The organism is Treponema primitia (genome assembly GCF_046533075.1).
GTDB classification, from domain to species: Bacteria; Spirochaetota; Spirochaetia; order Treponematales; family Breznakiellaceae; genus Termitinema; species Termitinema primitia_B.
The window spans coordinates 1-24,723 of record NZ_JAJQRB010000009.1; the positions used below are offsets into that span (position 1 = coordinate 1).

General features: G+C 50.9%; 21 protein-coding genes. 19 read left to right on the forward strand and 2 right to left on the reverse strand.

All coding sequences use genetic code 11. From position 1 onward, the window contains the following. Positions 1–183: 183 nt before the first annotated feature. Positions 184–507 (reverse strand): hypothetical protein, encoded by a 324-nt coding sequence (locus LQZ19_RS01805; protein ID WP_411045924.1) that lies wholly within the window; start codon positions 505–507, stop codon positions 184–186. 313 nt (positions 508–820) lie between these two features. On the opposite strand from LQZ19_RS01805, the gene LQZ19_RS01810 reads away from it, so the two are divergent. Then, the gene (locus LQZ19_RS01810; RefSeq protein ID WP_411045925.1) at positions 821–1,426 is read left to right on the forward strand and encodes a TetR/AcrR family transcriptional regulator; all 606 of its coding nucleotides are present in this window, start codon (positions 821–823) and stop codon (positions 1,424–1,426) included. A gap of 253 nt (positions 1,427–1,679) precedes the next feature. On the opposite strand, the gene LQZ19_RS01815 is transcribed toward LQZ19_RS01810, so the two are convergent. After that, a complete protein-coding gene (locus LQZ19_RS01815) occupies positions 1,680–1,850 on the reverse strand; it encodes a hypothetical protein (protein ID WP_411045926.1) in 171 nt (56 codons plus the stop codon). Between the two features lie 398 nt (positions 1,851–2,248). On the opposite strand from LQZ19_RS01815, the gene tssA reads away from it, so the two are divergent. The 18 genes from tssA (at position 2,249) to LQZ19_RS01905 (ending at position 24,706) form a co-directional block, all read left to right on the forward strand. Further along, entirely contained in the window at positions 2,249–3,307 is a 1,059-nt protein-coding gene (gene tssA, locus LQZ19_RS01820; RefSeq protein WP_411045927.1) for a type VI secretion system protein TssA, read from the forward strand. Between the two features lie 298 nt (positions 3,308–3,605). Then, positions 3,606–4,130, forward strand: a complete 525-nt coding sequence (gene tssB / locus LQZ19_RS01825) for a type VI secretion system contractile sheath small subunit (protein ID WP_411045928.1) — start codon at positions 3,606–3,608, stop codon at positions 4,128–4,130. Positions 4,131–4,142: 12 nt separating this feature from the next. Beyond that, on the forward strand, positions 4,143–5,627 hold the full coding sequence (gene tssC, locus LQZ19_RS01830) for a type VI secretion system contractile sheath large subunit (protein WP_411045929.1): 1,485 nt from the start codon (positions 4,143–4,145) through the stop codon (positions 5,625–5,627). Between the two features lie 59 nt (positions 5,628–5,686). Beyond that, positions 5,687–6,181, forward strand: coding sequence for an Hcp family type VI secretion system effector (locus tag LQZ19_RS01835; RefSeq protein WP_411045930.1), 495 nt, complete (start codon positions 5,687–5,689; stop codon positions 6,179–6,181). A 60-nt stretch (positions 6,182–6,241) separates the two neighbouring features. Continuing rightward, positions 6,242–6,754: a type VI secretion system baseplate subunit TssE gene (gene tssE, locus LQZ19_RS01840; RefSeq protein WP_411045931.1), complete on the forward strand. Its 513-nt coding sequence runs from the start codon at positions 6,242–6,244 to the stop codon at positions 6,752–6,754. A gap of 9 nt (positions 6,755–6,763) precedes the next feature. After that, a complete protein-coding gene (gene tssF, locus LQZ19_RS01845; RefSeq protein WP_411045932.1) occupies positions 6,764–8,551 on the forward strand; it encodes a type VI secretion system baseplate subunit TssF in 1,788 nt (595 codons plus the stop codon). Continuing rightward, positions 8,527–9,585, forward strand: coding sequence for a type VI secretion system baseplate subunit TssG (gene tssG / locus LQZ19_RS01850; protein WP_411045933.1), 1,059 nt, complete (start codon positions 8,527–8,529; stop codon positions 9,583–9,585). Before tssF ends, tssG begins: the two co-directional genes overlap by 25 nt. Next, positions 9,578–12,232, forward strand: coding sequence for a type VI secretion system ATPase TssH (gene tssH, locus LQZ19_RS01855; protein WP_411045934.1), 2,655 nt, complete (start codon positions 9,578–9,580; stop codon positions 12,230–12,232). The genes tssG and tssH overlap by 8 nt, the downstream gene beginning before the upstream one ends. After that, complete coding sequence (locus tag LQZ19_RS01860; RefSeq protein WP_411045935.1) at positions 12,232–12,522, forward strand: hypothetical protein; 291 nt, start codon at positions 12,232–12,234, stop codon at positions 12,520–12,522. Before tssH ends, LQZ19_RS01860 begins: the two co-directional genes overlap by 1 nt. 9 nt (positions 12,523–12,531) lie before the next feature. Further along, positions 12,532–13,749, forward strand: a complete 1,218-nt coding sequence (locus LQZ19_RS01865) for a contractile injection system protein, VgrG/Pvc8 family (RefSeq protein ID WP_411045936.1) — start codon at positions 12,532–12,534, stop codon at positions 13,747–13,749. Beyond that, positions 13,749–15,341 (forward strand): hypothetical protein, encoded by a 1,593-nt coding sequence (locus tag LQZ19_RS01870; protein ID WP_411045937.1) that lies wholly within the window; start codon positions 13,749–13,751, stop codon positions 15,339–15,341. Before LQZ19_RS01865 ends, LQZ19_RS01870 begins: the two co-directional genes overlap by 1 nt. 37 nt (positions 15,342–15,378) lie before the next feature. Further along, on the forward strand, positions 15,379–15,879 hold the full coding sequence (locus LQZ19_RS01875) for a hypothetical protein (protein WP_411045938.1): 501 nt from the start codon (positions 15,379–15,381) through the stop codon (positions 15,877–15,879). Next, the gene (locus LQZ19_RS01880) at positions 15,880–16,269 is read left to right on the forward strand and encodes a hypothetical protein (RefSeq protein ID WP_411045939.1); all 390 of its coding nucleotides are present in this window, start codon (positions 15,880–15,882) and stop codon (positions 16,267–16,269) included. A gap of 19 nt (positions 16,270–16,288) precedes the next feature. Next, entirely contained in the window at positions 16,289–17,497 is a 1,209-nt protein-coding gene (locus tag LQZ19_RS01885) for a DUF6931 family protein (RefSeq protein WP_411045940.1), read from the forward strand. Between the two features lie 17 nt (positions 17,498–17,514). After that, positions 17,515–18,066 carry a hypothetical protein gene (locus LQZ19_RS01890; protein WP_411045941.1) on the forward strand — a complete coding sequence of 184 codons (552 nt, stop codon included), beginning with the start codon at positions 17,515–17,517 and terminating at the stop codon, positions 18,064–18,066. A gap of 24 nt (positions 18,067–18,090) precedes the next feature. Beyond that, positions 18,091–19,452 (forward strand): type VI secretion system baseplate subunit TssK, encoded by a 1,362-nt coding sequence (gene tssK, locus LQZ19_RS01895; protein ID WP_411045942.1) that lies wholly within the window; start codon positions 18,091–18,093, stop codon positions 19,450–19,452. 2 nt (positions 19,453–19,454) lie between these two features. After that, positions 19,455–20,159 carry a DotU family type IV/VI secretion system protein gene (locus tag LQZ19_RS01900; RefSeq protein WP_411045943.1) on the forward strand — a complete coding sequence of 235 codons (705 nt, stop codon included), beginning with the start codon at positions 19,455–19,457 and terminating at the stop codon, positions 20,157–20,159. Next, a complete protein-coding gene (locus LQZ19_RS01905; RefSeq protein WP_411045944.1) occupies positions 20,159–24,706 on the forward strand; it encodes a type VI secretion protein IcmF/TssM N-terminal domain-containing protein in 4,548 nt (1,515 codons plus the stop codon). The genes LQZ19_RS01900 and LQZ19_RS01905 overlap by 1 nt, the downstream gene beginning before the upstream one ends. Positions 24,707–24,723: the final 17 nt, after the last annotated feature.

Genomic DNA, 24,723 nt, shown 5'->3' on the forward strand with positions numbered 1-24,723 from the left:
CTGCGCGGGTCTACTACAGCAGGGAATTCCAAATGTGCTCGGTCAGGGATGCCCCTCCCCCGTCCGCCTTTGTCAGAAGGATATGGGAAGCGGCTGGCATGATAACTTCTGCGCTTGAATCGCATGCCGTTTGTATAGTGAAGTAGTGTGCCTGATACTTCCGGACCTAGTATATACTTTCGGTTACCTTTTAATAATTTTTCCGATAGCGGTATACTCATAATTATTATTAGCGGCATCTCCCTGTCCAATTGCCCATACAATATCCCGTATATCAATGGTTATATCGGGGTATTTATTTTGCGCTTCAGCCAATAGTGTGATATAGGCTTGTGTATTAATGGTACTTCGGTATCTGAAAGAGCCGGTCACCAAGAATGTACTTTGAACATAACCAAGTACTTCCGCATTTTCTTTTGAACTCATTTTCATGTATTCCCCGGTTGCACATGAAACAAATAAGCCGGTCAATACAAATAATAAAAGCATTCCAAACTTTGTCTTCATATCCTTAATCTCCTTCTGAATTTATTTGGATAAAATTCCATGTTTATAACCGGTGTTAGCGGCGAGCATATTCCAAAGATGATGCCCAATGTTTTCGTCATTGAATTTGACGGTTGCTTCGGAAAATCCTTCCTGTTACAAAAAGCAGAATGTTGGCTATGACACAAGCTTTCATCTTCATTAATTGCACCTTCAAAAAATAATTGACTTTAAAATCTTTATACGCTAATCTTAACAACGTGTCCAATAAAATACATAGTGAATGAATACACTACACTGTGTTTATGTCCATTTCTGGATAAAATTCCGGAAAATGTCAGGAAAAGAGACGGAGGAAGTGCCATTTATGGAGGACAAACAGGTAAAGGAAAGCAGAAAAGCTCGCTATACACGGATGGTTTTGCGAGAAAGTCTCATGGAGTTGATGAAAATGAAACCAATTTCACTCATTTCTGTCAAAGAAATATGCGCACTTGCCGATATAAGCCGTTCAACATTCTACGCCCACTATGCCGATCAAAATGATTTACTCCAAAAAACCGAAGAAGAAATGCTTGTCTTTTTTGATAGTATACTTAATAAAAATACTTTTTATAAGAATGACAAGCATGGCGCATTACAAATCCTGGAAGAAATTTTGCAACATATTGCGGATAATAACAAATCAGTCTATGTGTTATTTAGCGAAAATGGAAATGTAAATTTCCTTAAAACCCTTTTCAGCTCTTTGTACCGGAAAAATATTTTTAAATATCTTACTGATAAATTGCCTGATGAGCAAACCAAGGAATACTATTTTATGTTTTTCGTTACGGGTACTATTGGCATTATATATCATTGGATAAATAACGGCATGAATAAGTCAATACACGAATTAGCTAAACTTATAGTCAATTTAACGTCTCAGATAAAACAGTAATTGTCTTGTTGGGTAAACTATCGGCAGGGTGGAGAAGTCACGCGGCGGATTTAATATATCTTTCACAGTCCCTGTTTCCGAACTTATCGGCATAAACGGACGGGGGAGGGGCATCCCTGGCCGAGCACGCTTGTAGAGTCTGCTTCCGCAGCCCCGCTGCGCGGGTCTACTACAGCAGGGAATTCCAAATGTGCTCGGCCAGGGATGCCCCTCCCCCGTCCGCCTTTGTCGGAAGGATGGGAAGCGGCTTTTATTATAACTTCTGCGCTTGAATCACATACCGGTTCGCAGAGTTTGTACCAATGCCTTCCCGGCAGGATCGCATACCGGATCGCAGGGTTTGTATCAATGCCTTCCCGGCCTGAATCGCATACCGGTTCGTAGTGTTCGTAGCAATGCCTTCTCTACTTGAATCACATACCATTTCGTAGTATTTGTATCAATGCCTTCCCCACCTGAATCACATACTATTTCGCAGGGTTTGTATCAATGTCTTTCCGGCAGGATCGCATACCGGTTCGTAGTGTTTATTTCAATGCCCTCCCCGCACACCATCTTGTATAGTGAAGCGAACCAGCCGGAGTTAAAACCTCTGCGCATAGGCGCCGGTGGGGTGGGGAAGCCACAGCGCGGGATATTTGGAATTCCCCGCTGTAGTAGACCCGCGTAGCGGGGCTGCGGAAGCGGACTCTACAAGCATCCCGCGCTGTGGCTTCCCCACCCCACCGGCGTTTTTGAACAAAATTTTTAGCGCCGCAGACTTGACAAAAATTGCCCAAGGCGTATACTAGTACATTGGGAAAAAGGAGATTAGCAGATTTCATGATTAACCTTGGCGAATTAGCAGTCCCTCTGGAAGGTGAAAATCCGGCAGGGGAAAATCTGGAATACGATCCCCTTTATCTTGAGCTGGATTCCCTGGCGGTGGAAACCTTGGATAGCGTGATGGGGGAATCCAGGATCGAGGGTCGTAAGCCGGATTGGAAAAAACTCCGCGAAAATTGCCTTAGTCTCTGGGGGAAAACCCGGGATTTGCGGGTGGCGGTGTATTTGTCCATCGCCGAAACCGCTTTGGGCGGCATAAAAGACTGTTCGGAAGCCCTTAAACTCATCCTTTTTCTGGTCAGGGATATGTGGGATGCCATGTATCCAAAGCTTGACCCAGAGGATGACAACGATCCTATCGAAAGACTCAATATCCTTGCCATGCTTTCCCCCGAATCGGGAGCTTTTAACGATCCCATCATGTTCATCTCCAAAATCAGGGCGCTGAAATTGACCCCGTCTCTGCCGTATTCGCTTCGGGATCGCCTTATTTCCCTAAACGAGCTTGAAACATCCGATGGACAGAGCATAGATCCCAACCTCATTTTGGGTGAGGTGATGGGTGTGCCCCTGGCGGAAATAGAGGAACAGGCCGCAGCCGCCCGGGACCTGCAGGAAACCATCAAGGCTGTCTGCGCCGTGGCCGGCGAAAAAATGGCCGGCGCCGGTATTCTGACCATGCAGACCCTGACAGAAGAGATAGACCGGTTTTGCAGGACTTACGGTGTTTTTCTTGATTCCTTCGGCTCCGGTCATACCGATGCGGCGGCCGCTGAAAATCCGGACGTTGCGGGAGAGGCCGGATTTTCCTCCGGGGCTGCGCTTTCCAATCTCTCTGCCTACAAACCGGCCAGCAGGGCCGACGCCCTCCTTTTACTTAAAAAAGGCGCGGAATATTTCCGTTACCATGAGCCAAACAGCCCCATTCCCCTCCTGGTGAATCGGGCTCTGCGCTTCTCCGAGATGAGTTTTATAGATCTTCTTGAAGATCTTGTGCCCGACGCCCTGCCCAGAGGCAAGGAAATTCTTGGAATAAAAGGGGAAGCCGGTCAATAACCTGCTAAAACAGTTTATATGTTTATAAGTAGCGCGCTAGTACCCCCCCCCCCCCCCCCCATCATATGTAGCGTTAGTATTACTGAGATATATACCTCTCAAAGTTTTAGGCCGGTCTGTCACAATCACTGCCTTCGGGCCCAAAATTTGCCCTGCCACTCGAAATCCGATCTGTTTATTTGTGGTAATCATAAAGAGTTTCTTCGAGACTCGGTTGTTTACATATTGGGAACCCCTAAAAGCTTCAGTTTTTAGGTGCGCTCTATTGCTACTAGTAAAATGCTAAGGAGGCAGAAAAATGGCTTCAGGAAGCAGCCAGGCTTTTATAGCCAAGAACCGGGCGCCCCGGGTCCAGATTGATTACGATGTGGAAGTTTACGGAGCGCAGAAAAAAGTTAACATACCCTTTGTCATGGGGGTCATGTCGGATCTTTCGGGAAAGTCCGAAGAGCCGTTGCCCAAGGTTGACGATCGCAAAATGCTGGAATTTACTTCCGAGAATTTTAACGATCGGTTAAAGGCCATCAAACCCAGGGTTGCATTTTCGGTTCCCAATACCCTGACCGGAGAGGGCAACCTTAATGTGGATATGACTTTCCAGAGCATGGACGATTTTTCTCCCGCCGCCGTGGCCTCCAAGGTGGATGGTCTGAAGCAGCTCATGGAATCCAGGCAGCAGTTAGCAAACCTGCTTTCCTATATGGATGGCAAGGCAGGGGCGGAGGATCTCCTGAACAAGGTTCTGTCTGATCCCGCCCTGCTCAAAGCCCTCTCGTCAAAGGCAAATGACGGGAAAACCGAAACAGATGAAAAAGCCAAATAGGAGGAGATAGATATGGCCGGTGAACAAAAAATTGAAGCCCTCAGCGCGGAATCCCTGGAAATGTCCGATTTTGAAAAACTCGTCCAGCAGGAATTCAAGCCCCAGTCGGAAGAAGCCCAGACGGCTGTCCAGGGCGCGGTAAAAACGCTGGTAGCCCAGGCGCTGGAAAATGTCGCCCTGGTTTCCAATGACGCCATTAAAACCATAGAGGGGATTATCGCGGAACTTGACAAAAAACTTTCGGAACAGGTGAACATTGTGCTTCATCACCCCGAATTTACCGGGTTGGAAGGCGCCTGGCGGGGTTTGGATTACCTGGTAAGCAATACCGCCACCAGCGATACCCTGAAAATCAAGGTTTTGAATATATCAAAAAACGATGTGGGTAAAACCCTCAAACGTTTCAAGGGAACAGCCTGGGATCAGAGTCCCCTTTTCAAGCGTTTTTATGAAGACGAATACGGAACTGCCGGGGGCGAACCCTACGGCGCCCTCATCGGGGACTATTACTTTAACCACACCCCCCAGGATGTGGAAATTCTGAAAGGCATAGCCCAGTTTGCTTCAGCTTCCCATATGCCCTTTATTTCCGCCTCTGACCCTTCCATTCTAAACCTTGGTTCCTGGCAGGAGCTGTCTAATCCCCGGGATATTGCCAAAATTTTCTCCACCCCCGAGTATGCATCCTGGCGGAGTTTTCGGGAATCCGACGACAGCCGTTATGTCGCCCTTACCCTTCCCCGGGTGTTAAGCCGCGCTCCCTACGGAGCAAAAAGCAACCCGGTGGAGGAATTTGATTTTGAGGAAGATATCGGCGCCGGGGACAGCGAAAAGTACAACTGGATGAATGCCGCCTATGCCATGGGGGTGAATGTCAACCGTTCATTCGCCAATTACGGCTGGTGCGCCAATATACGCGGCGTGGAGTCCGGCGGGGCTGTCCAGGGGCTGCCCACCCATACATTCCCCTCCGAAGACGGGGGTCTGGTCCAGAAATGCCCAACGGAAATTGCCATTACCGACCGGAGGGAAGCTGAGCTTTCAAAGAACGGTTTTCTCCCCCTCATACACTGGAAGAATACCGACTATGCCGTGTTTTTGGGGGGTCAGACGGTCAATAAACCGGCGGAGTACGATTCTCCGGATGCTACCGCCAATGCGTCCCTGTCGGCGCGGCTTCCCTACATTTTTGCCGCCAGCCGTTTCTCCCATTTCCTTAAGTGCATAGTGAGGGATAAAATCGGCTCTTTCAAGGAAAGGGTGGATATGGAGCGTTTCCTCGGGGACTGGATTGCCCAATATGTGACAGGCGATCCCAACGCATCGGAGGAAGTCAAGGCCAAGTACCCCCTGGCGGAAGCCAAGGTGGAAGTCGAGGATGTGGAAGGCCAGCCTGGCTATTACAATGCCCGGTTCTATCTCAGGCCCCATTACCAGTTGGAAGGGCTTACCGCTTCCCTGCGCCTGGTTACAAAGGTTCCCAGCGGGAATAAATAGATCCGGTTCAATAAACCATTAATACCCTGGGTATTAAATTTCAAGTACGGAGGATTTTTATGGCAAGTGTTTATTTCTTACAGATCGACGGAATTGAAGGACAGGCTTCGGATGCAAAGCACGAGAAATGGCTCGACCTTATTTCGTTCTCCCACGGAGCCCTGCAGAATATCAATGTGCAGGCTACGTCGGATGTACAGGGCCGGGGTCAGTACATTCCTTTTATCTTTACCCACGCGGTAGATAAGGCTACACCAAAACTGCAGCTTTCATGTATGAAGGGCGAAGTAATCAAGACGGCAAAGTTTGAATACTGCCGGGTTCTCGGCGGAGCCCAGACTGCGGTGTATGAGCTTGTTATGAACAGTGTCCGGGTTGCCCGGACTGAAATAAAGACCATCAATCCTAAACCGGACGATGCCGCATCCCAGCAGCCGGTTGAAGAAGTTCAGCTCGTGGCCGCCGAGATCACCGTAAAGGTAACACCGATTAAACCCGACGGCTCCAAAGACGGCGCCATCGAGACCAAGTGGAATCAGGTTACGAACAGTTAAGAATTTTGTTTATCGCCGTGGTTCCAAAACCTTGGGACCACGGCATAAAGGATTAAAGGAATGCCGGATAATACAGCGTACTCCGCAAAAGAAGAAGCTCGGTATAAGCCGTACACTTTAAAGCGGCTGACCGATTTTGATCCTTCCGTAAAGACCGAAGCGGCCGAAAGCCTCATAACGGAGAAACAGATTAAAGAGGATATTTTTGAAAACATAGATATGCTTTTTAATTCCCGATCCCATGCGGACCTTGCGGATTTAAAGGGCTATGACGATGTGGCGGATTCGGTCCTGGGTTTTGGTATTTCCGATTTCTGCGGGCGTCAAAGCTCCACTTCTTCCAGGGAAGAACTTCGCGCTCAAATTTTTAAGCAGATAAGCCTTTTTGAACCGCGCCTTAATCCGGAATCCATAACCATCGAACTTTTGGACCCCTCTGCCGGCGATGGGATGAGTATGAATTTCCGCATCGGCGGGGTCATTAACACAAAAGAAGTAAACGAAGAAATTTTTTTCATATCCAAATTGAATCTTGAATCCGGAAGCGCCGAACTGCGCCCGGATACAAAATAGGAAAAGCCGATGGATCTGCTGGATTACTACCGGGACAATCTGAGCTACCTCCGGGGCTTATCCGCCGAGTTTGCGGCGGAGTACCCCAAAATAGCCCGCCGGCTTTTACTCAGCGAATTTGACTGTATGGATCCCTATATTGAGCGGCTTCTGGAAGGCACGGCTTATCTTTCGGCAAAGGTCGAGAAAAAACTCGACGATGGATATTATCCTTTTCTGGAGTCGGTGCTTAGTTCCATTGCCCCCGATGCACTCTATCCTGTTCCCTCCGGGGCTGTTCTGGAAGTATTTCCCAATACCGCAGACGAGAATGTCCGGAAGGGGACCATGCTCAAGGCCGGAACAGTCTTTGAAACGGTTATTACCGGGATAAATACCCCCTGCCGTTTTTCCTGCGCCGAAGACACGCCCCTTGCCCCCTTTTCCCTGACCCGGGCGGATTATATCAGTCATGATGTCTCCGGTCTGGGAATCAAAAACAACGATGCCGAATCGGCACTGTGTCTGGCATTTTCCGGCCCCGGCAATGGGGCGCTTCCCCTTACCGAAGCTGTTCAGCTGTATGTAACCCTCGCCGAGGCGGATGTGTCCCTGCTGCTGCGTCTCCTTGCCCATGACACCCTGGGGGTGTACGTAAAACAGGGAGACGGGGAATATAAAGATGTAAGCGGAGTAAGCATTGATATTCCCATGATGACCGGGGAAAAACTTTTCGGTATACAGGTAAAATCCAATCCCCGGGGTTTACGTATTCTGCAAAATTATCTTACGTACCCTGATTTTTTTAAGTTTTTCCGTATCCGGGGGCTTGACGCCGTTTCTGCGGGGCAGGGGAGGCTGGAACTGGTTTTTGCCTTCCGCCGCCGTGAGCCCGCCCTGCAGGCCCTGGTAAAAACATCTTCTATCAAACTTAACTGTGTTCCCGTGTTGAACCTGTTTTCCAAACGTTCGAATCGGATAAATGTAGAACGGGACGCCTTTGAATTTCACCTTGTTCCCGACAGGACCTCCATGCGGGATTATGAGGTGGCTGCGGTCAGGAATGTTGATTTTTACGACGAGAAGAACAGTCTTATTTTCAGCGCCGCAAATTTTTATGACCTGGGTTCGGAGCAAAAAAAACGGAATTTTTTCAGCGCCCGGCGGCGCAGAAAACTGATAGAACGGCATTCCACGGCGCGCAGTACCTACAGCGGGACAGAGGTCTATCTGTCCTTTGGGCCTCTGGAGGCAGAGGCCTACCAGTTTGCGGCGGACCTTCTGGTTACCAACAGGGATATACCGCTCCTTCTGCAGACAGGGGCGGCTATTACTTCTTCATCCCTCCTTTTGCTCGGGGCCGCCTTTATAACCCTTCCCACCCGGCCCAATTATCCTCTGGCGGAGCGGGGGGACCGGGACGATTTTGGACGTCTCAGCCACATCGTTATGAACCTCTCGGCCATGCTCTGGGAGGAAGGGAAGCGGCCTTTGGAAATCCTCCGGAATATGCTGCGCTCCTATCCCATACGGCCGGCGGAAGAGATGGAACGGGCAATAAACGGTATTACCGCCCTGACCAGCGCCGGCGATACCTTCCGGTTCATCAGAAAAGGTGCGGTATTTTATGAATGGGGTTGGAAGATCCGGCTGATCCTGGATGAAAATGCCTTCGCCGGCATGGGTTTTTATATATTCGGTCGTATCGTAAGCGAAATTCTCAGATCATTTACACCGGTAAACACTTTTCTGGAAATTCATTTAGACACATTGCAGTCGGGGAACATAGCGGTATGGAAGACATTAGAAAATCAGTAAAAAAAGCTTCCCAGCTGCTGCGCAAGGGTATCTCTGCGCCGGATTTCTGGGCCTTTGTCCGCAGTCTGGAAAATGCGGATAAAACAAAACCCCGGCTCGGCCGGGCCAATAACCCCGGGGAGGAGAATGTCCGGTTCGGGCAGATGCCATACCTGTATTTCCCAACCACGGATATTGCCGAAATAATCGAAGGCGGCAAAAACCCCGGTGTCGATGCAACCCTGATCGTTTATTTTTTCGGCCTTCTGGGAGTAAGCGGACCCATGCCCCTGGAGTTTACCAATTATATTTTCAGAAGATCCCACAGTTATTTTGACAATACCTGGCGGCGTTTTCTGGATATTATTCATCACCGTTTTCTCAGCTTTTATTACCGGGCATTTGCGGCCAATCAGCAGGCCATAAGCGCCGACCGTCCCGAAGATGATGTTTTTGCGGACATTATCGGGAGCCTTGCGGGGCTTCCCCCGGGAGGAGGGGAGTCTGCGGGGGTTATGCTTGATTCAGCCAGGTATTTCTCAATGCCGGTAAAAAACCGCTGGGGGCTGGAGGATATACTCCGCAGGACCTTTATATCCAAATTAAGGATTGAGGAATTTGTTCCCGCCGCTAACGATATACCCCCTGAAAATTATGCCGTTTTGGGAAAAAGAAATACTGTTTTGGGATTTGATCTGCAGATAGGCCGGAGTTATATAAGCCTGACGGGAAAATTTGAAATCCATATAGGCCCCCTTTCTTTTGAAGAGTATCAGGGCTTTATGAGGGGCTCAAACGGTTTGGCCCGTCTTTCGCAGGTAGTAGATCGGTATCTGGACCGCCCGCTGGATTATTCGGTGGTATTTTCGGTTATCTGGCATACCATTCCGCTGGCCCAGCTGGGTTTCGATTTGGTAAAGAAGCGGTGGGAACCTGCCTGTCTGGGTTATACCGGCTGGATAGGAAACCAGGAAGATCGTGAAGTAATACTCAGTATCCCTGCCGTACGGCTTAACCGGGGAAAGCACATAGAAAAGGAGAAAATTTATGGCTAAATTGAAAAGGATTCAGCTTTTTGCAAAGCTTGACGCAAAGGCCTATCAGGCTGTAGAAAGCGCCACCATCCTTTGTAAGACCCGGGGGAATCCCTACGTGGAACTGACCCACTGGGTAAACCAGATAATTCTGGGCGAGGAGACCGACTGGCACGAGGCCATCAGGTACTTTGCCCTGGACGAGGCGAAACTTGCCAAGGACCTGATAGCCGCCCTGGACGCCCTGCCCCGGGGAGCGTCTTCCATATCGGATTTTTCCAACAACATCCAGCTTGTTATCAAGGACGCCTGGATGATTTCGTCCTTTGTGTTCAACGAAGGGCTTATACGTACGGGGCATCTCCTCTGCGCTATCAAGCAGTCCCCGGAGTTGGCCCGTATTCTCCATGACATGAGTTCTGAATTCATAAAAATTAACGGCGACCTTTTGGCGGAAAAATTCGCAGAGATCGTCAAGGATTCGGCGGAGACTTCCGTGGCGGTTTCCTCAGGGGAGAGCACAGCCACAGGCCAGGCCGGTTCGCTTATGGGAAACGCTGCCATGGGCAAGGGCGAAGCCCTGAAACAGTACACCGTGGACATGACCGCCGAAGCTGCCGCCGGCAGGAGCGATCCCATTGTCGGCAGGGACGAAGAAACCCGCAAAGTCATAGACATACTGCTCCGCCGCCGCCAAAACAACCCCATCATAACCGGAGACGCCGGCGTTGGAAAAACCGCCGTTGTGGAAGGCTTTGCCCAGCGCCTTGCCGCAGGGGATGTTCCATCGGTTCTCAAGGGAACACGGCTCCTTTCCCTGGACATGGGTCTCCTCCAGGCCGGGGCAAGTATGAAGGGCGAATTTGAAAACCGCCTGAAGCAGGTTATCGAAGAAGTACAGGGTTCCGAAACGCCGATAATTCTTTTTATTGACGAAGCCCATACCATGATAGGCGCCGGAGGCCAGGCCGGACAAAACGATGCGGCAAACCTTTTAAAGCCCGCCCTTGCCCGGGGCAAACTCCGTTGTATCGCCGCCACGACCTATCAGGAATATATAAAATATTTTGAAAAAGACCCCGCCCTTGCCCGGCGGTTTCAGAACATCCTGGTGGACGAGCCGGATGACGAAAAGGGAACCCAGATGATGCGGGGCATGATAAAGACCCTGGAAAAACACCACAACGTTACTGTTCTGGACGAAGCGCTTAAGGCTGCCGTGCAGCTTTCGCGGCGTTACCTCCCTGCCCGGCAGCTCCCCGATAAATCGGTGAGTATCCTCGACACGGCCTGCGCCAAGGTACATTTAAGCCAGAATGCTGAGCCCGCCGAACTGGAATACTCCCGCCGCCGCATTGAAGCCCTGGAACTTGAAATTGATATTTTAAAGCGCGAAGAAGCAGGCGGTGTAAATCACCGTGAAAAAATCGCCGCCTTGGACAAGGAGCTTGAAGCGGAAAAAGAAAACCGCGACGGGATAAATACCCGTTTTGAAAAAGAAAAAACCCTGGCCGCCGAAATAACGGAACTGCGCCAAAAACTTGCCGGTGCAAAGGAGGACGAAACATCCTCACTATCGGCGGAACTTGAAACAAAACGCAGCGCCCTTACGGATTTCCAGGGGGAACATCCCCTGGTATTGCCCCAGGTGGATATCCAGGCGGTCTCTGCGGTTATCTCCGAATGGACCGGCATACCCCTGGGCCGCATGGTAAAGGACGAAATAAAATCCATCCTGACCCTGGACGAGGAACTCTGCCGCCGCGTTATCGGCCAGGACCACGGCCTTAAGATCATATCCAAACGGGTGGTTACCGCCCGGGCCTCCCTGGCGGACCCCAACAAGCCTATTGCCGTCATCATGCTGGCGGGCCCCTCCGGCGTCGGCAAGACCGAAACCGCCCTTGCCCTGGCAGAACAGATCTACGGCAGCGAAGAGCAGATCATCACCATCAACATGAGCGAATTCCAGGAAGCCCATACGGTGTCCACCCTCAAGGGCGCTCCCCCCGGCTATGTGGGCTACGGGGAAGGCGGCGTCCTTACCGAGGCGGTGCGCCGCAAACCCTACAGCGTGGTACTTTTGGACGAAGTCGAAAAGGCCCATCCGGATGTACACGAAATTTTCTTCCAGGTTTTTGACAAGGGCCAGATGGAGGACGGCGCGGGCCGCCGGGTGAATTTCCGTAATACCCTTATCCTTTTAACCACCAACGTGGGCGACCAGACCATCGAAAAACTCTGCGCCGATGAGGAAAACCTGCCGGATACTTCCGTTTTGGAAGAGGCCATTCGGGAAGATATGATGCGTGTTTTCCCCGCAGCCCTTCTGGGCCGCATACAGATCGTGCCCTATTATCCCCTGGGAAAGAAAGCCCTGTACCGCATCATCGATCTTAAGCTGGCAAAGATTAAAAAGCGGGTAACGGAAAATTATGCCGCAGAGCTCCTCATAGAAGACGCGGTAAAGGACGAGATCATCCGCCGCTGCGACAATGCCGCTTCCGGGGCGCGCCTTATCGACGCAGTTATTAATAACAGCCTGCTTCCGGAGATCAGCGCCGAATTCCTCCGCAGTACCCTGGAGGGGAAAAAGTTCAGCGCCGTTACCATAGGCGCAAAAGACCAGTCTTTTACCTACGATTTTAAAGATAAGGAGGCAGAATAATGCCTACACCTGTGGCAACCATTGCCAATTTAACCGCCACCGGGGATGTTATTATCGGCCCCGGCGCCTTTACCACCATGGTGAAGGGTCTGCCCTGCGCCTGCATGGGGGACGCCGTGGCGGGCGCCCTCTGCGTTGCCGGAGTTATTACCATGACCACGGCCCTCAATAAGCTGGCAAAAGGCCGGCCACAAGCCTGCATCGGCAGCATTGTTATCGGTGTTACCCCCATCGGCATACCCATAGCCACGCCGGTCCTTGTCTGCCCGAACGTTAACGTGATCGTTTAGGTGGCGGCCATGGCAGAAAGCGGCGCTATGAATCTGGCGATGAAGATCGCCGGCGGCGGATACGATGATTTCTTTCCCTACGAGCTGACCCTGGAAGAAGGTTTTTCCCGGGTAAGCCGGGGAGAGCTTACGGTTATCACCAAAACCTGCCGGAGTCAAAAGGATCTGGCAAGTCTTTTGGAAAGGCAGGTTTCCCTTCAAATTAATCAGCCCATAGCCGGAGGACTTGTAACGCGGAGCCGCCGTTTCCACAGCATTATTACCGGGGTGGCCAGTCCCGGAGTGGTAAGCGGCGGGGAGAGCAGTCCCTGTTACCGCCACATCATCACCATAGAAAGCGAGTTTGCTCTCCTCCGCTCTACGCGGCTCAGCTATCCTTTTTATCGTAAAACCCCGGCGGATATTATTGAAGAGATCCTGGCCCGGTACCGGATCAGGGGACAGTTCGCCGAAACCTATTTTAACCGCAGCGGCTACAGTAAAAACCTGAAGTTTGACCAGGCAGGCGAATCCGACCTGGACTTTATCCGCCATGTCATGAATCTCTACGGCATCTCCTGGACCTTTGTACACGGTCCGGCCCCCCAGGGCATCGGAACTGCGGAACTGTTTTTTACCGAAGGAAACAAGTTTCCCCCGCCTTTCTACGAATACTCGGACAAACGGAAAATTCCGGGTATCGAGCAATTCGACTTTATAAACTACAACGAAGGGGGGAACCTCTGGAAGATGGACAGTTGGCGCATGGAAAACACCCTGGGCGTCGACGGCATGGAGCTGAACGCCTCCTATCCGGAATTCAATTACGGCTCTAAGGAATGGCGCTGGGGAGATATTGGCCCGGGCAAACGGTACCATAGCCGGAGTTCCCTCTTTCACGGTTACGAGCAGCATACTCCCCCTGCCGAAATCGACCGGGACCTTAAGCAGATCCTGGAAGGGCAGCGGCTTGCCCTGGCCCTGGAAAAACAAACATGGTCCGGCGGGGCGGAGAATATCCTCCTCATGCCCGGCCTGGTGTTTGAACTGGGCCACTTCTATGGTTCTAAAGACAAGGGCCTTCTTGGCGTGCTGGTAATCGCCTCGCATCTCCATGTCCGTTCCCTGTGGCCCAAAGATATGGCATCCCCGCCTGTCGATGCGGAAACCGGCGAACTTGTACAGGTAGAATTCAACGCCGCCGACTGGGGCCGGGATTCGGAAAAACGTTATTGCAGGAGGAACTGATGTCTTCAATCGATGAACTCGTGTCACAGATCGACGAACTCAAGTCAAAGATCAATGAACTCGAGTCAAGGGTGCCGGTGATTAGAACGGTCTGCGATGCCCAGGGCCGGGTGGACAAACGCCAAACCCAGGTGTCCTGGAGCCCCTACGGTTTTTATGTGCAGAAGGAGGACGGTGAAAGCGCCAGCGTGGAACCCGTCGTTAAGGTCAATATGACCCTGCCCCTGGGGGGCGAACTGTCCGGACTCTACTCCTTCCCCCGGATAGGGGACAAGGTGCTGGTGCTGCAATCAGGGGGCGCCTGGTATCTTTCCGGCTACGTACCTTCGGAAAATGATATTCAAAATTCCCTGCTGCCCTACAGCTCTGATAAAATCAAGGCCATAAAGAAAACAGATGAGGAAATCGAGGCCATAAAGGAGAAAAGCAAGGATGTATGGACGGAGGAAGAAAAGGCCCAGGTTCTGGTCTGGGATAACGAACGATCCAAACTCCAGGGCGAAGCCGGGGGACTCGTGCTGCGCCGCCAAAAAAGCGGGCCGCACTCGGTGGACACTAAATATTCCGAAGTATCCATATATGATGCCGCCTCCGACTGGGTGGCGCACCCCTCCGCCGACCAACTGGGTATTACCCTGGACGAAGGTTCCAGTCTGGTCTTTAAGGAGAAATCAGGGAAGTACATTGGCTATCGGAAAAAGGATGACGAGGAAACTGAATTTACCGCAGAAGAGCAGACAAAGGCTGATGAGTGGCGCAAAAAGTACTGCGACAGCGATGGCTATCCCCTTATTGACCGGATGAACATACAGTCCGCCGGGGACCTCCACAGCAGAGCGGAGAACCACCACCTCTCAACGGGAAAGCGGGTAGAGATACTGGCGGATTGCGGTCCCGTTTCGCACCGGTCCGCTGACAATAGCCTGAACAAGGGGGAGATCTATATTTGTGCGAAGAAACGGATAATAATCGAGGCGGGTAAGGAGATCCAGCTGAAGGTAGGCCGTACATCGTTGGTGATAGATGATATGGGCTTCCGGGTAACGAGTCGGAGGGTCAGCGGCAAATGGGGTACATCCTGGGACGCCTCACTGAACGTGAACCCCATGCAGGGTATAATCATGAGCGGGCAGAACGTCAATATAACCGGAACGCGGCAGGCGAGCATGGGAGACAGTTACGGCGGAGGCTTGAGCAGCCGCATAGGGGTGGTCCAGATTGCGGGCAGAGAGGTTGCGCTGCAAACCTATAACGAAGCGGAGTACCTCTTTAACATGGCGATAGCGGATAGTGAGACCGTGTTTAATAACATATTGTTGGGCCTTGCGCGGGGCGGGGTAAATCCCAGCAGCGGTGATGGCCAGGATATAGCGAGACTGGTAGTGAATAGCCTCAAAAAAATAGCGAATCTGGTAAAAAGTTTTACCGCTCATTGGAAAAAATACTCAGAGGTTAAGGAAAAGATCAACGAAGCTAACGAAGCTAACAACGCTAACACCACCCCGGCGCCCATAGAAGCTAACGAAGCTAACGAAGCTAACAACGCTAACACCACCCCGGCGCCCATATCGGACGAAGACGAGGGCGTTTGATTGAATTGCGTCTTCGTAATATTAGGAGGAGTAAAAAATGGTAATATCAAAGAGTGACTCTGCAGTCTATAAGCTGAACAGCCTTTTGGGCTTGATACTGGAAATAACGGACACCGTTTATTCAGGGCTGGAATCAAAAGCCGGTTCCTACCGTATGCTGCCATCACAAACCACGGGACGGTACGACGATGGCGCGGACGCCTTCAGGGACAATCTCTATATGTCCGCAGCCATTACCGACAATGACATCATAGCCATATTCACTTCGATTTTTGCCGTCAAAGGTACCCGGGAGATCTGCAAGGTGGAGCTGGGCGCCAGCGGGGAACTCACCCTGACGGGGGAGAGCATTAACATGGTCGGCATGAATAAACAAAATGTTGAAACCCCCAGTCTGGCTATTCGGGAATTCGCCGCCATTACAGCTTTGGTGCAGGACGGGGTGACCCTGACCAGGATTGTGGCGGAAACGGTAACCGCCAGTATTGCGATTGCTAAAGGGGCCGATGCGAAAAAGCAGCTCCCGGAGGAGCTCTAAATGGATGTGGATGCGCAAATGAAAGCGGAAATTGCCAGGGATGTGGCGCCCCTCATGGGCGGTATAGCCGGCGCCATTGTGGCGGCGGCGGCGGCGGGCGTACTGGCGCTTGTGGGAACCAACATGAAGACAAGCAGCATGGCGGGCGATAAGTCCATACACCCCACGGAAGATACTGTTTCCGTGAGTAAGGCCGAAGTTGCCGCCTCGGAAAAGGAAGGCGCCCTTTCGGAGGACAGCCTTGCCGCCCAAAACGGCGAGCTGAACGCCGCCCGCACCGACGCCGCCGCCCAGGACGCCGAAGCCAAAGCTTTGGACTCCGGGGCGGCGGCTGCGCGTACCAAGGCCGGGGCCGCGGATATAGAGACCAAGGCCCTCAAAATGACCTGATCAAAAAAAAGGAGACATGATGGCGGATAAGATTGACTGGCTGAACAGACACTTGGTGCTCCTCAGATACCTAGCCGTGGCCGATGCTGCGGAAAAAGAGGGCTATAAAATCCCCCCCCAGGAGGAAGAACTGTTTGCCCTAAACCCCGGTGCGGAAGACGCCGTTTTCCATCTGGCGGACAAGGGGAATTTTAAGGAAGCCTGCGCCCTCCTGGCTTATATCGCCCACCGCCGGGCTGCGATCTGGTGGGGGTACCGCTGCGTCCTTTCTCTGCTGGAGGAGCTGCGGCAAAATCCGGCGGTGGACCGGGATATTGCGGACATCGCCGCCGATTTTACCGTTACCGTGCCGGACTGGGCCAAAATAGAGCTGCCCCCTCCCCCCGACACCTCGCCCCTTTCCGCCCAGGTTGCGGATTTGCGGGCACAGAATAAAGAGATGGAGGCCCTGGTTAACCCCGAAATCCTCAAACTGGTAAGGGATGCCGTTGAAGTGGCCTTCCAGGAGTTTAAAAAGATACACGGCATTCATCCCATCGACCTGGCGAAAAAGTTGGGTGAACGGATCAACGAGCCCCGGGTGGTTATCGACCCCGCTTCCCCCATATTCAAGGCGGAGGCGGAACTCAAGGCCCAGCTTGCGGCGGTGCAGAAGGAAACGGTGGAAACCATTAAGGCCGTTCTTCCTTCCAAAGTTCCCGCCCACGAAAAAAAACTGCGTGACAACGCCCTCTCGGCGGTTTACCGCTGGGTGGCCGCCCCGGACGCGGAGAACAGCCAGAAGTGCCTGGACATCGGCAACGAGTGCGCCGATACCCCTGCGGGCTTGCTCTGCCTTTCCGGTTTCTGGGCCTATGGCAACCTTATGCCCCTGGGAGAACAGACCGTGCCCACCCCGCCGGGGCTTGCGGCGAACGGGCTTAACCAGGTGTTTCTGTTAAGCGCCCTGCACAAGGGGGGAACCCGTAAGGTTAAGGAACGTTACGAAGAATATTTTCGCATCGGCGTTGAGGTCCTGACCGGAGCGGATAACTGGGAGACTTCCCTGGCTTCGGGGAAAATGCCCCACGAGGAAATTTCCTTCCCGGGGGAAACACCCGTCAATAAGCCGGAGAGCAAAACGGCGCCCGCTGCACCCGTTGCATCCGCATCGCCCGCTGTACCGGCCGCCGAGGGTATACAAAACGGGAACGGCTATAAACGCTGGAAGCCGGAGGGGAATCTATAAATGGGTACGGCATCAAAATGAAAAGGATTTTTTTTGATACCCTGTTTTTATGGGGTATATTCCTGTTATTTTCAGGCTGTGTCAGCCAGTACAAGGTGGTGGTGGGATTTTCGCCCCAGCTGCAGGAATACTTTAATGAATATCCTACTATAGAAGTTGATATAGCGGCGGTAACCGAGGGCGAAGCTGCGGAGGTAAAACAGGAAGGGGTGGAAAAGTATTTCGCCCCCGGCGGCGGACTGCGGGAACGGCTTCGGAGCCAGACCTGTTTTTTCTACCGCGAAAACAACGGCCTCTTTGTACTGTCCTCCCGGGCCCCGGTCTGGAGGGAGTGGGCGTTAAAAAAACCGGAGAATGTTCTGGTGATTGCCAGTCTGCCCTATGACTCTGCCATGAGCAAGGACGCAGATCCCCGGTTGGTACTGGTCAAAATGAAGCAAACCTATGTCCTGGCCAAAACCCTCTACTTTCTGGTAGAGCCCCAAAAGGTGGTACAGGCAAGTAAAATCTCAGGTAGTGCGGAGGAGGGGAAAGCGGCTTCCTCCGGTCAGTGGATCGAGGTCCGTTAATGAAGGCCCGTTAAGGAGAAACAAATGCGTTTTGAAGAGTTATTACATTGGAATGACGGGGAATTTTTGCAGCCCCATCATTTCCAGTATTTAGAGCGGCAGAATTTGGCGTTTTTAAAATCTTTCCGTACCTTTTCCTGCCCCTATCCCTGGGGGCTTGTGGATTTCGAGATCGACACCGATGCCCTGGCCGCCGCAAGGGTAACGGTTAAGCGTTTTTCCGTTGTCCTTGCGGATGGAACACCCCTGTCCATGCCCGGCAACTGTCTCCTCGGCACACTGGATCTAAGCGAGGCCCTTAAACAGAACCCCGACGAATTGACCATTTACCTCGCCCTTCCCCTGTGGTCGGAGTTCGAGCCCAACCTTGGGGAAAGCGGGGAAAAACGGCATTTTTCCACGCAAAAAAAGAGTATCCGGGACGAAAATTCAGGGGACAATGAAATCACGATTATCACCCATAGGCTCAATGCCCGTCTGATCAGTAATCTGGACGATGCAAAGGACATGGAAATTCTTCCCATACTGCGCCTGGTGGTTTTAAGCCACGATAAGGCGCAGACGGCCCTGAAGGTAAATGAAAATTATTTTGCACCCTTCCTGCTCACCGGTTCCGACAACCCCCTTTACAATAAGATCCAGGGACTTATCGCCGATATACGCCGCTGCCGGGACAAGGCTCTGGACATTCTGACCACGGCAAATTTCAAGAATGATGATCTTTCAGGGTATACGGCCTATACTGTTTTACGCCTGCGGGCCTTGAATGTGTACGAAATTCGCCTTAACGCCCTTTTAAGCGCCGGGAACATAACGCCCTTCGAGTTTTATATGGAGCTTAGCTCCCTTCTGTCGGAACTCATGGCCTATGACCCCATGCACAATATTCGGGAAATTCAACAGTATAACCATTTGGACAGCGCCCCCCAGTTTATTGAAATCATCAAGGATATTCGTTCCTTTATTCTACAGGAAGGAAGCGCCGACTTCATCAAGCTGGATTTTACCCAGGACGGAGACGGTAATTATCTTTATACCGCCCTTAAGGCCGAAGATATTTTCCGGGCCAAGGATTTTTATTTGGCCCTCAAGACCGACAGCAGCAAACCCGATGTGATCAAGGCCGTGGAAGAGGGAGATACCTTCAAACTGATAAACCCCCAATCAAAACAGCTGCGCATCCGCGGGGTAAAACTGGTAGAAACTCCCTATGCGCCGCGTTTCTTGCCCGTTTTAAGCAAAACGATCTGGTTCCACCTGGACCTGGAAGAATCAGCCAGGGTATGGCGTGAAATTACGGAAGAACAGGGGATAGCGGTAGATTTTGTGTCCGGATTTTTTTCCGGTCTGGAACTATCCCTGTACCTTATCGTTGGGAGTAAATAAATATGGCGTCAGGATTGGAAAAAATCTGTAATCCTGTTTTTCTCTGTCTTTGTAACTATTGGCAGCTCAGCTGTATCACGAATTTTGTTGAAAAAGAAAAATTTCAGCAGGATTTGATAAAATGCCTTGGGGAAGCAAAAGAGAAGTCGAAGGAAGACCCCCTCCTTGAACGGGAATTTGCCTGGATAGAAAAACCCCTGGTGTTCTTTATTGACTATATTGTAAAGGAGGGCCGTTTTCCCTTCAGGCAGGAATGGCGGGAACTTTCCCGGAATTATAACGAGCTTTCGGGGGACGAGAAATTTTTTAACCTGCTTACGGAAACCCTTGAATATCCTGAATTCAAAAATTCCTTTGTGCTTTTTTATATCATGCTCGGCCTGGGTTTTGACGGAGCCTACCGCTACAACCAACAATACATCGAACAGTGTATGCGGCTTTGCATGGAAAAGGCCGTTATAGAGTATGATGTTTATTCCGAACCCATCACGACCTTTCCCAAAAAAAATCTTTTTCACAGACGACAGGGAAAACTGAATATCCGCGCCGCCCTGCTGGCTTGCGCTCTGTTTCTGCTTGCCGGTTTTATCGTCAACCTGGTGGTTTTCTTTGATATCACGGAAAATTACCGTACTGTTTTGGAAAAAACAGCGGAAGACTCCACAGCCGGAACGGCTTTTTCTCCTGCGGATCAAGGAATTCAATAATGCCCAATTTATTTTCCTCCCTTTCCGGTACCATGGGGATTGCCATGAATTTTTTAAAAACAAGTCCCTTTGGCCCCATTATTATCATTCTGGCAGTTCTGCTGGCGGTTTTGTTTTTTGTAATTCCCCTGATCCGGAAGCTCAGACTCAAGAGAATAAAAAACAAAGAAACCAGGAATATAATGAAAGATCTCCTCACCTGGCGTCACCTGGCGCAGCTTGTCAAGGGCGGGGAGGAGCATGACAGGGCCAAGCAGGATCTTTCGGATAATATCGTTCGTATAAACGAACTTTTAAAACAGGGTTTTGGCCATGCGGCAAGGAACGTTCCGAATCTGTACGCCCTTCCCTGGTATGTGGTTCTGGGCGAGCCCCGGTCGGGAAAATCCTCCCTCCTGGCGGCAAGCGATCTGGAACTGGTTCCGTCGGTGGAGGAAAAAAACCCTGAGGAGGATCCCAACAACAGTCTGCCGGTGCGGATTTGGACCGGCGCCAAAGCGGTGCTATACGATATAAGCGGAAAAATTTTTTTTGACCGCTGGCTTGACGCTTCCAGCGCCGAATGGAATTACATTGTCCGGCAAATCTGCCGGAGAGGACGGCGGAAGGCTCTGGACGGCGTTATCCTGACCATTCCCGCCGATGCCCTTTTGATCGACGATGAAAATCTTTCCTCCAGAAAAGCTATTCTAATGGCCAATGAATTGGGAAACCTTCTGCGGCAAAGCGGAATGCGGCTGCCCTGTTATGTGGTGGTAACCAAACTCGACATGGTAAGCGGTTTTCAGGAATATTCCGGCGCTTTTACCGGGGATCTCCGGCATCAGATCCTTGGTTTCGAGAGCGACAACCGGGTGTTTGTTGAAGAGACCTTCGGCAAATTCTGGGCAAAGCTGTATGACAGGCTGCGCTCCGGTTCAAAGCAGCTTATCTTCCCCGCATCGGGCCTTTCCGGTTCCACCGGGGAAAACCGCATGGACAGGACTGGCAAGATATGGCTCTTTCCGGATAATTTTTCAGGCCTGTACGGGAATTTAAAAACCTACCTGGAAATACTTTTTGGCGAAGAGAATTTTCATGGAACCGGAAATACTTTTTTTGAAGGCGTATTTTTTACCTCCTCCAAAGATATGGATTTTTCCTTTAGTCCTGAAATCGCGTCCCTTGCGGGAAGAAATGTCGAGGATGTATTTATACCCGTTTCCCGGGCATCCTCCGCCAACGATACCGCGTCCAAAGCCCTGGAATTAAATACTCCCTCTACCGCCCTGGTGGTGGTAAATGCTTCCAGAACGCTTCTGGCGCCCTATCTGCAAAGGGCGAATTTGCTGCAGGGTTATTTTATCCGGGATCTGCTCCACAAACGGATCTTTGTTCCCTCTCCCCATGCAGACTTTGTCCGGAGCGAGGCCATGCGCCGCCATATTCCCCAATACTTTCTTTGCGCCGCCCTGGCCGCCCTGGGTTCGGTTTTTCTTTTCAGCGCCCTTTTTGAAAGGGACAAGCTGCGCTCCTCCCTGATTATGCATGAGTCCTATTACAGTTGGCTGGACCCGGTATTGCAAAAAAACGCCCCTTCCCGGTCTCCCCTTATAAAAGAAGATGAGTACCGCCGTTTTACGCTGGACAGGGCTCCGCTCTACGGTGAATCCCTCTCATCCAGGCTTCAGTTTTATTACAATACCCTTACCCAGCGCGATTTAGGGACACCCGTTCCCTTCGGCTTCGGTCTTTCGAAGGTCCTGGTTTTTGGGTTTAACCGGAATATGGGGTACAGGCAGAAAGCCTTTATTGCAAACCAACTGCAAAAATCCATGGTGAGAATTCCGGTGATAAAAAACATAGGCAGCAAACTGATTGAAGAGGTCGACACCCAGATTCTTGACCATGATACCCGTGGGGTTATTGTCTCCTTTGTCTCCCTCGATGAGGTTCAGGGGGTGGATTTTTATAAATTTTTTACCGCCCGGGATTTTAAGCTTGATTCCATGATCCGCTATCTTGTGCCTGATATTTCAAACGATACCATGGAGTTGCTCAGTAATTATAAACCGGGGTATGACCGTTCCAATGCCCCGCAAATGGATATTGATTATATTTATTCCCCGGATTACGCCGCGGCGAAACAGGCGGCCCTGGACACCATGCTTTCAGCCTGGAAAAGAGGGGCAGTCTATCCCGATTCAATATATGGAAAAATAAAAAATCTCGCCGCCATATCGGAAGAAATAACCGTCAATTACCGGGATATTGAAAACGCCCTTAAAAAAATTAACGGGGTGTCTTCCCTCTCTGATGTGGAAGAGGCTGTGTATGAGTGGAAAAGTCTTACGGACAGGCATAAGGCTCTTACGGCCCGGGGAAGGGCTATCTTTGAAGAGGTAAGATCTTTATTAAAGGCGGCCCATATTCCCCTGCCCTTTGAAGCCAATTTGCCGACGCTTAATATGTCAGGGAAGGGAGCCATTGTTCAGAAAAAGGTCTCCCTTGATGCGTTCAACAATAATCTTATCAATGACTATCTTTTTAATGACATGGTGATAAGCTATGCGGTTCAGGAATATTTGCGGCTCTTCGACGCCGACATGGAATTCATAAAACTGAAAACAGGAAACACCGATGGCGGCCTGCGGGGGCAGGTTATAGCGGAACAGAATTCCTTCAGCGGCAATCTGGAAAAGGAGGTGGAAGCGCTCCGTCTGAATGCCCGTATTCTCCAGGACAATGCGCTTTTGTCAGACAGGCTGGACGAAAAACCCGACGCCCCTTCCCTTTTTATGACCGTTGAGAAAATAATAACCCTTGCTTCAGATATTCCTGTACCGAATCGGAATACGCTTCAAAAAAGCGGCTTCAATGTAAACTGGCAGACCGGACAGAGCACCATCAAAACGGCAACGGATGCCTTTGAGTCTTTTGTGAAACCCCATGGTGAAAATGAAAAGGTATCCGCCCTGATTGCAAATGCCAGGGTAATGATGCTGGCGGAAGCCTATTATAACAGATATATTACCTTTACCACTTCCTATGCTTTTCTTAATTCCTTTGAAGGCAACATTGCCGCAGTAATAGAAGCCGAAGCAGATGGCTCCGGTTTATTTTCCTTTTCCGGCAGTACCATTGAGAACCTCTTCGGCGGATTCTACTATAACAAGGGCTACGATCCGGTGCAGCTTAAATTTATTGTTGATAATGTCGCTTCTTTTGCGGCCCTTTTTAAAACCGGGGAGGATGCGAAGAACCAGCCTCCGTTCTTGAGAAATGTTGATAAAAGGATGTATCAGCCCCGGGCCTTTATGGATTATCTTTCGAACTATATTATGTATTGGGGAAATTATCCTGACCGTATCTATGTGTCCGCCGGAACATGGGACCGGTTCATGTCCAGAGCTTCGCAGTACAAATCCTTTCAGATAAATTCGGTGCTGCTTTCCGTCTATGCCAAAAGCCTGGAATTCCTGAACCAGATTGATAATACCCTGCTGAATGATACCCTCGTGGCATTGAGAAACAGGTATGCCGCCTCCCTGGGGGATAAACTTGCCCTCATGAACCAGTTTTTAAGCGCCGATGCGGAAAGGATGTTCTCGGCCTGGGCATCACTTCCCCGGGATCCCCTTGAGGCCTATGCCATACTCCGTTCCGTATCGGAAGAAGATTTAAAAAATTCGTATCTCACGGTGTATACCGGCGCTCAGGATGCAGGGAATGCCGCCATCGGCATAGGATGGTGGAACAGTTTTGTTATAGACGGATCTCAAATTCTTGCCCGCCATACCGATGAAACAAACAGAACCCGCCTGCTTGAGAATTATGAAAAGTACAGGGCCTATCCCTTATGCAGTAATGCTTTGCCGGCAAATGCCCTTGACTTCAAAACCATGCAGGAAATCGCTTCCCTCTTTGAAGCCATGGGCGCAGCCCTGCCGCAGGGACAAGATGCTCCTCCGGATCAAACCGGGAGAGATCCGGTCCATGCGGCGCTGCACCACAGCCTGTTTAGCGGTTCCGACATTCAGAATTGGGCCGGGACGGTCTATCAAATAGCCTCAGCCGCCGCGGGCGTGGAAAAACCATTTTCCTGGATAATTCATCAGCCTCCGGTGGAGGTCCAAAACAGGCTTCCTGTCAGGAGCCGTCTGATGGCTATGGATCGCTTCAGGTATGTGGAGGTATCCAGCGCCGGCAATAACCCGCGGTCCAGTAGTACCTATATGAACGAAAAATTGATCCTTCTGCAGGGTAACGTTGATAATGGGGGTATAAGCTTCAAATTTTATAAAACATCCAGGGACCGGGAACCCGGGGCGCTTATTGCCTATAATAACCCCTGGTCTATTTTTGAATTATACCTGACAGAAGACTATGCCATGGATGACAAGGGGAATAATTATATCCCCATTTACCTCGAGGATGAAGCCGGCAAATATATATACTATGTTGAGCTTGAGTTTAATGTAGAAATCCCCGCGTCTTCGGTATGGTATTCTTCAAGGACTTGGCCTGAGATCACGATCACTGACGGCATGATCGTAGAAAAACGCTGATTGTTTATGGGTGGAAT

Bases quoted from the DNA above. Each gene is read 5' to 3' on its own strand.
- tssC (WP_411045929.1), top strand. From the start codon at position 4,143: ATGGCCGGTGAACAAAAAATTGAAGCCCTCAGCGCGGAATCCCTGGAA.
- LQZ19_RS01905 (WP_411045944.1), top strand. From the start codon at position 20,159: ATGCCCAATTTATTTTCCTCCCTTTCCGGTACCATGGGGATTGCCATG.
- LQZ19_RS01865 (WP_411045936.1), top strand. From the start codon at position 12,532: ATGGCAGAAAGCGGCGCTATGAATCTGGCGATGAAGATCGCCGGCGGC.
- LQZ19_RS01890 (WP_411045941.1), top strand. From the start codon at position 17,515: ATGAAAAGGATTTTTTTTGATACCCTGTTTTTATGGGGTATATTCCTG.
- LQZ19_RS01900 (WP_411045943.1), top strand. From the start codon at position 19,455: ATGGCGTCAGGATTGGAAAAAATCTGTAATCCTGTTTTTCTCTGTCTT.
- tssA (WP_411045927.1), top strand. From the start codon at position 2,249: ATGATTAACCTTGGCGAATTAGCAGTCCCTCTGGAAGGTGAAAATCCG.
- LQZ19_RS01880 (WP_411045939.1), top strand. From the start codon at position 15,880: ATGGATGTGGATGCGCAAATGAAAGCGGAAATTGCCAGGGATGTGGCG.
- tssF (WP_411045932.1), top strand. From the start codon at position 6,764: ATGGATCTGCTGGATTACTACCGGGACAATCTGAGCTACCTCCGGGGC.
- tssK (WP_411045942.1), top strand. From the start codon at position 18,091: ATGCGTTTTGAAGAGTTATTACATTGGAATGACGGGGAATTTTTGCAG.
- LQZ19_RS01870 (WP_411045937.1), top strand. From the start codon at position 13,749: ATGTCTTCAATCGATGAACTCGTGTCACAGATCGACGAACTCAAGTCA.
- LQZ19_RS01875 (WP_411045938.1), top strand. From the start codon at position 15,379: ATGGTAATATCAAAGAGTGACTCTGCAGTCTATAAGCTGAACAGCCTT.
- LQZ19_RS01805 (WP_411045924.1), bottom strand. From the start codon at position 507: ATGAAGACAAAGTTTGGAATGCTTTTATTATTTGTATTGACCGGCTTA.
- LQZ19_RS01815 (WP_411045926.1), bottom strand. From the start codon at position 1,850: ATGGTATGTGATTCAAGTAGAGAAGGCATTGCTACGAACACTACGAAC.
- LQZ19_RS01885 (WP_411045940.1), top strand. From the start codon at position 16,289: ATGGCGGATAAGATTGACTGGCTGAACAGACACTTGGTGCTCCTCAGA.
- tssB (WP_411045928.1), top strand. From the start codon at position 3,606: ATGGCTTCAGGAAGCAGCCAGGCTTTTATAGCCAAGAACCGGGCGCCC.
- LQZ19_RS01835 (WP_411045930.1), top strand. From the start codon at position 5,687: ATGGCAAGTGTTTATTTCTTACAGATCGACGGAATTGAAGGACAGGCT.
- tssG (WP_411045933.1), top strand. From the start codon at position 8,527: ATGGAAGACATTAGAAAATCAGTAAAAAAAGCTTCCCAGCTGCTGCGC.
- tssE (WP_411045931.1), top strand. From the start codon at position 6,242: ATGCCGGATAATACAGCGTACTCCGCAAAAGAAGAAGCTCGGTATAAG.
- tssH (WP_411045934.1), top strand. From the start codon at position 9,578: ATGGCTAAATTGAAAAGGATTCAGCTTTTTGCAAAGCTTGACGCAAAG.
- LQZ19_RS01810 (WP_411045925.1), top strand. From the start codon at position 821: ATGTCAGGAAAAGAGACGGAGGAAGTGCCATTTATGGAGGACAAACAG.
- LQZ19_RS01860 (WP_411045935.1), top strand. From the start codon at position 12,232: ATGCCTACACCTGTGGCAACCATTGCCAATTTAACCGCCACCGGGGAT.